The following is a 7,702-nucleotide window of genomic DNA, read 5'->3' as shown; positions in this document are numbered from 1 at the left end:
GGCCGGCCCACATCTCGTGGGTCCCAAAATCCCCCCCCCGCGGCGCCCCCCCCCCCCCCCCCCCCCCGGGGGGGGGCGCCGGGGGGGGGCGGGGGGGGGGGCCCCCCCGGGGGGGGCCCCCCCCCCACTTCCGTTCACCCGCTCCTACTGGCCGAACAGCGGCCGTCTGGAGTTGGTCGGGCCGTCGCCGGGGAAGCCGTCGCTCTCCCCGCCCCCGTCGGTCGGGGTCACGTCGTCGCTGGGCTCGGGGGCCGTGGGCAGCGTGATCGACGGTTCCGGGCTCTCGGGCCCGGTCGTCGTGTCGGACGGCTCGGGCTCCGGCGAGGTGGTCTCGGACTCCGAGGGCGTCGGGGTCGGAGTGGGGGTCGGCGTCGGGGTGGACGGCTCGACGGTCGGGGTCGGCTTGACGGGCTGCGTGACGTCCAGGTCGAACTGGGCGTCGGAGCCGCCGCCCAGCGCGCCGCGCGTGTAGTCCGCCCAGATCCTGGCGGGGAAGCCACCGCCGTTGGCCCGGCCTGAGTTGGCGGTGCCGGTCAGGGTGACCTGGCCGCCGCCCTCCTTGGGGGACTCGCCGAACAGGGCGACGACCGTGGTGAGCTGGGGCGTGTATCCGGCGAACCACGCGGACTTGTTGTTCTCGGAGGTGCCGGTCTTGCCCGCCGCGTCGTAGTCGGTGGTGTCGGCCGCGCGTCCCGAGCCGTTGTCGACCACGCCCTGGAGGACATGGGTGACGGTGTCGGCGGTCTCGCGGGCGACGACCTGGGTGCCGACCGGGTCGGCGAGTTCGACCGTACGGTCCTTGTGGTCGGCGGACTTCACGATCGACGGCGTGATCTTCTTGCCGTGGTTGTCGAGCGTCGCGTACACCCCGGCCATGTCCCAGGTGGAGGCGTTCATCGTGCCGAGGGTGATCGCGGGCCGCTCCGGGAAGCCCTTGTCCCGCATGCCCATCGCCAGGGCGGTCTTCTTGACGGCGGCGGGTTCGACGTCCACGACCATCTGCGCGAAGACGGAGTTGATGGACTGGTTCATCGCGGTCTGGACGCTGACGTCCCCGTAGTCCTCGTCGTCCTCGTTCTCGGGGGCGAACGGGGTGTCGCTGCCCACGACCGGCCGCTTGCTGGTGCCGTCGTAGATGGTGCCGGTGTCGATCCTCCGGCCGTCCTGGGTCTCCGCGCCGTTCTCCAGGGCGGAGGTGAGCACGAGGGGCTTGAACGTCGAGGCCGGCTGGTAGTCGGAGCGGGTGGCGTTGGATATCCAGTGTTCGGTGGCGCCCGTTCCGCCGTAGAGGGCCACCACGCGCCCGGTCTTCGGGTCGACGGAGGTCGCGCCGGCCTGGACCGTCGCGTCCGTGGTGTTCTTCTTACGGTCGATCTTGGACTCCAGCTCCCTGTCGACCGCCTTGACCAGGGACTGCTGCCGCTTCTTGTCGATGTTGAGGGTGATGGTCCAGCCGCCGCGGGCGATGTCCGCCTTGTCGACGCCCTGACGCGCCAGTTCGTCCTGCGCCGCCTCGACGAGGTAGCCGGTCTGGCCCTCCATGCCCGGGGCCGCCTTGGGCTCCCGCGGTACGGGGAACTTCAGCCCGGAGCGCTCGGAGGCGTCCAGCCAGTGCTGTCCGACCATGTTGTCGAGCACGTAGTTCCACCGCTCGGTGACGAGCTTCTTGCCGTTGGCGGTGGCCTCGGACCAGTTGTACTGGTTGGGGGCCTGGAGCAGCGAGGCGAGGTACGCGCCCTGCGCGACGTTCAGCTTCGACGCGTCGACGCCGTAGTACGCCTGGGCCGCGGCCTGGATGCCGTACGCGCCCCGCCCGTAGTAGCTCGTGTTGATGTAGCCGGCGAGGATCTCGCCCTTCTTCTTCTGCCGGTCCACCTTCAGGGAGATCACCAGCTCCTTGAGCTTGCGGGTGACCGTCTGGTCCTGGTTCAGGTAGTAGTTCTTGACGTACTGCTGGGTGATGGTCGAGCCGCCCTGCCTGCCCTTGCCGGACAGGGTGTTGATGACGCCGCGGGCCGTGCCCTTCAGGTCGATGCCGTTGTCCTTGTAGAAGGACTTGTTCTCGGCGGCGACGAAGGTGTGCTGGACCTGCTTGGGGATCTTCTCCAGGCCGACGATCTCGCGGTTGACCTGTCCGGTACGGGCGAGGATCGTGCCGTCGCTGTACTTGTAGACGTTGCTCTGCATCTCGGCCTGCGCGTTGGCGCTCGGCACGGGGACCACCAGGTAGAGCACGAACAGCCCACCCATGCCGAGCAGGCAGAGGACGAAGAAGGTTCCGAGGAGTTTCCGCAGGGTGAAGAACCGGCGTATGCCGCCCTTCCGGCCCGTCCGGCGCGCGTCCTGCTGCCGGGCTCTTCTCTCGTCCGCTCGGCCCATCGCCGTGTCGCTCCGCTCTCGTGTCAGGTCACCCGTCGGGTCGTCCGTTCGAGCTCGTTCGCGGCTCTCCCCCGCCGGAATCAGCTCAGAAAGCTAACACCGGCGCCTGTGACAAAGGCCAACCGATCCGGTCTTTTGGGGCGTGACAATCAGCACCTACCCCAATGGAACCGACTCCTCAGGGTGCCAAAGGGTTGCCGGAAGAGATAATGTGTAATCACAATGCTAGCCACCGCCTCTCGGCGGGGCAGATCGGAAACGGGGAACGAATATGGCCTCCACCAGCACAAGTACCGGCACACCCGGCGGGCGGGACACCGCGGGCACCGTCGACGGCGCTCCGAAGATTCCCGACCCACAGGTCAGAGAATTCGCGGCGCACAGCATCGGCGGCGGGCTCGCGCTCCTCCTCGGACTGCTCGGCGTCGTCGTCGGCACGGTCCTGGTCGTCGCGGGCGCCGCGGCCGGCTCGGGCGGGGCGAAGGCGATATTGATCATCGCCGGCGTCCTGGTCGCGGTCGGCGCGCTCTTCGCGATGGGCGGGCTGAACATGGTCGCGCCGGGCGAGGCCCGGGTCGTCCAGCTCTTCGGCCGGTACCGCGGCACGATCCGTACGGACGGACTGCGCTGGGTGAACCCGCTGACCTCGCGCACCGAGATCTCGACGCGGGTACGGAACCACGAGACGGCCGTCCTCAAGGTCAACGACGCCTACGGCAACCCGATCGAGCTGGCGGCGGTCGTGGTCTGGAAGGTCGAGGACACCGCGCGGGCGACCTTCGAGGTGGACAACTTCCTGGAGTTCGTCTCCACGCAGACCGAGGCGGCCGTACGGCACATCGCCATCGAGTACCCGTACGACGCCCACGAGGAGACCGGGCTCTCGCTGCGCGGCAACGCCGAGGAGATCACCGAGAAGCTCGCCGTCGAACTGCACGCCCGGGTCGAGGCGGCCGGCGTCCAGATCATCGAGTCCCGCTTCACGCACCTCGCGTACGCGCCCGAGATCGCCTCGGCGATGCTCCAGCGCCAGCAGGCGGGCGCCGTCGTCGCGGCCCGCCGGCTGATCGTGGACGGCGCGGTCGGCATGGTCGAGGCGGCCCTGACCCGGCTCACCGAACAGGACATCGTCGAGCTGGACTCGGAGCGCAAGGCGGCCATGGTGAGCAACCTGCTGGTCGTGCTCTGCGGGGACCGCGCGGCGCAGCCGGTCGTGAACACGGGCACGCTCTACCAGTGACCGAACCCGAGCGCCCCGAGCGCGGATCCGAGCAGGCCCGCAAGCCGGGCCCGAGCAGCAGGCCGGAGCGCAAGCAGGTGCTGCTGCGGCTGGACCCGACGGTGTACGACGCGCTGGCGCGCTGGGCCTCCGACGAGCTGCGCAGCGCCAACGCGCAGATCGAGTTCCTGCTCCGCCGCGCCCTGGGCGAGGCGGGCCGGCTCCCGGGCAACGCGGCCCCGATCCCGCGCCGGGGCCGACCGCCCAAATCCCGGCAGGAGCCGCCGGAGACCGATTAGGCGGCGCGGGGCTCCCTGGGATTCGGGGAGCCCCGCCCCGCACCGGCAGCCCCGCACCGGCAGCCCCGTAACGGGAGCCTCCGGACCCCGGAAACTCCTCTATACACGCGATGTAGAGTGCGCTCCATGTCAATCGGCCACACCCTCCTCGGGCTCCTGGAATCGGGGCCGCGCCACGGCTACGACCTCAAGCGGGCCTTCGACGACCAGTTCGGCCAGGACCGTCCCCTCCACTACGGGCAGGTCTACTCGACCATGTCCCGGCTGCTGAAGAACGGGCTCGTCGCCGTCGACGGCGTCGAGAGCGGCGGCGGCCCCGAGCGCAAGCGGTACGCGATCACCGACGCCGGGGTCACCGATGTCGCCCAGTGGCTGGCCCAGCCGGAGAGCCCGCAGTCGTACCTCCAGTCGACCCTCTACACGAAGGTCGTCATCGCGCTGCTCACCGGCCGCAGCGCCCAGAGCCTGCTCGACACCCAGCGCGCCGAACACCTGCGGATGATGCGCGGCCTGACCGCCCGCAAGCGCGACGGCGACTTCGCCGACCAGCTCATCTGCGACCACGCGCTCTTCCATCTCGAAGCCGATCTGCGCTGGCTCGAACTAGTGGCGGCGCGGCTGGACCGGCTCGCCACGGAGGTCAGGCCGTGACGGCCGCCCCCGAGGGCTCCCTGCTCGTCGCCCGCGAGCTGAGCAAGGCGTACGGATCGACCCGCGCCCTCGACGGCGCGGCGTTCTCCATCCACCCCGGCGAGGTCGTCGCCGTCATGGGCCCGTCGGGCTCCGGCAAGTCGACCCTGCTGCACTGCCTCGCCGGGATCGTCCTGCCCGACGCGGGCACGGTCACCTACCGGGGCCGCGACCTGACCGGCATGACGGACGCCGAGCGCTCCGCCCTGCGCCGTACCGAGTTCGGCTTCGTGTTCCAGTTCGGCCGGCTCGTACCGGAGCTGACCTGCGTGGAGAACGTGGCGCTGCCGCTGCGTCTGGCCGGGGCCCGGCGCAAGGCCGCGGAACGCGCCGCGCTGGAGTGGATGGAGCGGCTGGAGGTCGCCGACGTGGCGGCCAAGCGGCCCGGTGAGGCCTCCGGCGGGCAGGGCCAGCGCGTCGCGGTCGCCCGCTCCCTGGTCACCTCGCCGCACCTGATCTTCGCGGACGAGCCGACCGGAGCCCTGGACTCCCTCAACGGCGAGCGGGTGATGGAGCTGCTGAGCGAGGCGGCCAGGTCCACCGGCGCGGCCGTCGTCCTGGTGACGCACGAGGCGCGGGTGGCCGCGTACTCGGACCGCGAGGTCGTCGTACGCGACGGCAGGGCGCACGACCCGGAGTGCGCCCTCGCGCACGGGGCGGGCCACGCCGCATGACGGTCCGGCACCCACCGGCGGCCCCGCCCGCTCCCCCGGGCCGCCTCACCCTCTGGGCGCGCGATCTGGCGCTGGGCGTACGGTTCGCCGCGGTGGGCGGGCGCGAGGGCTGGACCCGTACGGCTCTGACCGCTCTGGGGGTCGGCCTCGGGGTCGCCCTGCTCTTCTTCGCCGCGTCCGTGCCGCACGTGATCGACGCACGGGCCGAGCGCTCGGACGCGCGCACCACCGCCGATGCGACGGCCCGCTCCCCGGTCCCGCGCGCGGACACGACGCTCCTCCACCTCGACGTCTCCACCGAGTACCGCGGCGACACCGTCCGCGGCACACTGCTCCGCCCCGACGGCGCCCACCCGCCGGTACCGCCCGGCGTCGCCGAACTGCCGCGCCCCGGCGAGATGGTGGTCTCCCCCGCCCTGCGGGAGCTGCTCGGCTCGCCCGGCGGCGCGCGGCTGAAGGATCGCCTCGGCCACCGGATCGCCGGCACGATCGGTGACCACGGCCTGAGCGACCCGTCCGAACTCGCCTTCTACGCGGGCAGCGACACCCTCACCCCGGCCAAGGGCGGCACCAGGACGGCCGGTTACGGCTTCGCCTCCGCCCCCGTCACCCCGGACGGGGTGCTGGTGGCGCTGATCACCCTCATCTGTGTCGTGCTGCTGGTGCCGGTGACCGTCTTCATGGCCACCGCCGTACGCTTCGGCGGCGAGCGCAGGGACCGCAGGCTCGCCGCGCTGCGGCTGGTGGGCGCCGACATCAGGACGACCCGGCGGATCGCCGCCGGGGAGGCCCTGTTCGGCGCGGTCCTCGGGCTGCTGACCGGGGTCGCGCTCTTCCTCGCGGTACGGCCGTTCGCCGGCGGGATCCAGGTGTGGAACCTCAGCGCGTTCCCCGCCGACCTCGTGCCCCTCCCCGGGGTCGCCGCGCTGATCGTGGTGGCCGTACCGGCGCTGGCGGTCGCCGTGACGCTCGTCGCGCTGCGCGCGGTCACCATCGAGCCGCTGGACGTCGTACGGGACACCGGACCCCGTGCCCGTCGGCTCTGGTGGCGGCTGCTCTTCCCGGCCGCGGGCCTCGCCGTCCTCGTCCTGATCCGGACGGGCCGAACCGGGGACGGCGGGCGCCTCCCGGGGGACGCCGTCCCGTACATGGCCCCGTATCCGATCGCGACCGGCGCGGTCCTGCTGCTCGTCGGGCTGACCGCGCTGCTGCCCTGGCTGGTCGACGCCGTGGTGGCCCGGCTGCGCGGTGGCCCCGTGTCCTGGCAGCTCGCCGTGCGCCGGCTCCAGCTCAACAGCGGCGCGGCGACGCGCGCGGTGAGCGGGATCACCGTGGCGGTCGCGGGCGCCGTCGCCCTCCAGATGCTGTTCGCGGGCGTCCATCAGGACTTCCGCGGCACCACCCGCGAGAACGCGGCCCGCGCGAACCTGGACGTCGAAGCCCCGTACGGCGATCCGGCGCTGGCGGCCCGCCTGACCGACCGTCTGGAGGCTCTGCCGGAGGTCGGGACGGTCCTCGCCGTCACCGAGGAGTACGTGGTCAGGCCGGGCCCCGTGGCGCGGGGCGCGATCCAGCCCACCAGCTCCCTGACGGTCGCCCCCTGCGCCACCCTGCGCAGGCTCGCGGCGCTGCCGTCCTGCCGCGACGGGGACACCTTCGTCGCCCACATCCCCGGGAACGGGGAGCAGAACGACTGGGCCGACGAGACGGCCCGCCCCGGCAGGCCGGTCGACCTCGACACCGGCTCCGGCTCCGCGGAGGACGGTTCGAAGCCGCTGCTGTGGACCCTGCCCGCGTCGGCCCGTACCGTCCAGGCGCTCCCGGGACTCCACGGCACACGGGAGACGGGCATCCTCGCCACCCCGGCCGCGGTCGACCCGCGCCTGCTGACCGGCTCACGGACCCGCGCCGTACTCCGGATGGCCGACCGGAGCCCCGCCGCCGAGGAGCGGGTACGGAACGCCGTCGCCCAGGTGGAGCCGTCCCTGCGGGTGGCGAGCGCCCAGGTGGTGGAGCGGGACAAGGCGTACGCCAGCGCGCGGACGGCCCTGCTGGTCGCCGGTACGGCCACGATGGCGGTGATCGCCCTGAGCATGCTGGTCGCGCAGATCGAGCAACTGCGGGAGCGCAGAAGCCTCCTGTCGGCACTGACCGCCTTCGGCACCCGCCGCTCCACCCTCGCCTGGTCGGTGCTCTGGCAGACCGCCGTACCGGTGGTGATCGGCACGGCCCTGGCGACGGCCGGCGGGCTGGTCCTGGGCGTCGTCATGCTGGACATGATGGGCAAGCCGTATACGGGCTGGTGGGCCGGTCTGCCCCTGGCCGGCGCGGGCGCGGTCGCGATCCTCCTGGTGACGGTGGCCACGCTGCCCGTGCTGTGGCGCATGGTGCGGCCGGAGGGCCTGCACGTGGAGTGACGCCCTGGTGGCGCCTCCTCAGCG

At 72.4% G+C, this 7,702-nt stretch carries 6 protein-coding genes; 5 read left to right on the top strand and 1 reads right to left on the bottom strand.

Annotated elements, in window-relative coordinates; genetic code table 11:
• Positions 1-144 precede the first annotated feature (144 nt).
• Positions 145-2,379, bottom strand: a complete 2,235-nt coding sequence (locus tag ACIBJC_RS12495) for a transglycosylase domain-containing protein (protein ID WP_399291121.1) — start codon at positions 2,377-2,379, stop codon at positions 145-147.
• Positions 2,380-2,650: 271 nt separating this feature from the next.
• Between ACIBJC_RS12495 and ACIBJC_RS12490 the strand changes: the two genes are divergently transcribed.
• From ACIBJC_RS12490 to ACIBJC_RS12470, 5 genes are all read left to right on the top strand, one after another.
• Positions 2,651-3,619 carry an SPFH domain-containing protein gene (locus ACIBJC_RS12490; RefSeq protein WP_399291118.1) on the top strand — a complete coding sequence of 323 codons (969 nt, stop codon included), beginning with the start codon at positions 2,651-2,653 and terminating at the stop codon, positions 3,617-3,619.
• Positions 3,616-3,897 (top strand): hypothetical protein, encoded by a 282-nt coding sequence (locus ACIBJC_RS12485; RefSeq protein WP_399291115.1) that lies wholly within the window; start codon positions 3,616-3,618, stop codon positions 3,895-3,897. The genes ACIBJC_RS12490 and ACIBJC_RS12485 overlap by 4 nt, the downstream gene beginning before the upstream one ends.
• A gap of 126 nt (positions 3,898-4,023) precedes the next feature.
• Positions 4,024-4,548 carry a PadR family transcriptional regulator gene (locus ACIBJC_RS12480; RefSeq protein ID WP_399291112.1) on the top strand — a complete coding sequence of 175 codons (525 nt, stop codon included), beginning with the start codon at positions 4,024-4,026 and terminating at the stop codon, positions 4,546-4,548.
• Positions 4,545-5,261, top strand: coding sequence for an ABC transporter ATP-binding protein (locus tag ACIBJC_RS12475; RefSeq protein ID WP_399291109.1), 717 nt, complete (start codon positions 4,545-4,547; stop codon positions 5,259-5,261). Before ACIBJC_RS12480 ends, ACIBJC_RS12475 begins: the two co-directional genes overlap by 4 nt.
• Positions 5,258-7,678, top strand: coding sequence for an FtsX-like permease family protein (locus ACIBJC_RS12470; RefSeq protein WP_399291106.1), 2,421 nt, complete (start codon positions 5,258-5,260; stop codon positions 7,676-7,678). The genes ACIBJC_RS12475 and ACIBJC_RS12470 overlap by 4 nt, the downstream gene beginning before the upstream one ends.
• The last annotated feature ends 24 nt before the right edge of the window (positions 7,679-7,702 follow it).

It is taken from the genome of Streptomyces sp. NPDC050509, from assembly GCF_044457965.1.
Lineage (GTDB): Bacteria > Actinomycetota > Actinomycetes > Streptomycetales > Streptomycetaceae > Streptomyces.
This window is presented reverse-complemented; position numbering and strand designations above follow the sequence as displayed.

Excerpts from the sequence above, each read along its gene's own strand:
- ACIBJC_RS12490 (WP_399291118.1), top strand. The coding sequence starts at position 2,651 with ATGGCCTCCACCAGCACAAGTACCGGCACACCCGGCGGGCGGGACACC.
- ACIBJC_RS12495 (WP_399291121.1), bottom strand. The coding sequence starts at position 2,379 with ATGGGCCGAGCGGACGAGAGAAGAGCCCGGCAGCAGGACGCGCGCCGG.
- ACIBJC_RS12480 (WP_399291112.1), top strand. The coding sequence starts at position 4,024 with ATGTCAATCGGCCACACCCTCCTCGGGCTCCTGGAATCGGGGCCGCGC.
- ACIBJC_RS12470 (WP_399291106.1), top strand. The coding sequence starts at position 5,258 with ATGACGGTCCGGCACCCACCGGCGGCCCCGCCCGCTCCCCCGGGCCGC.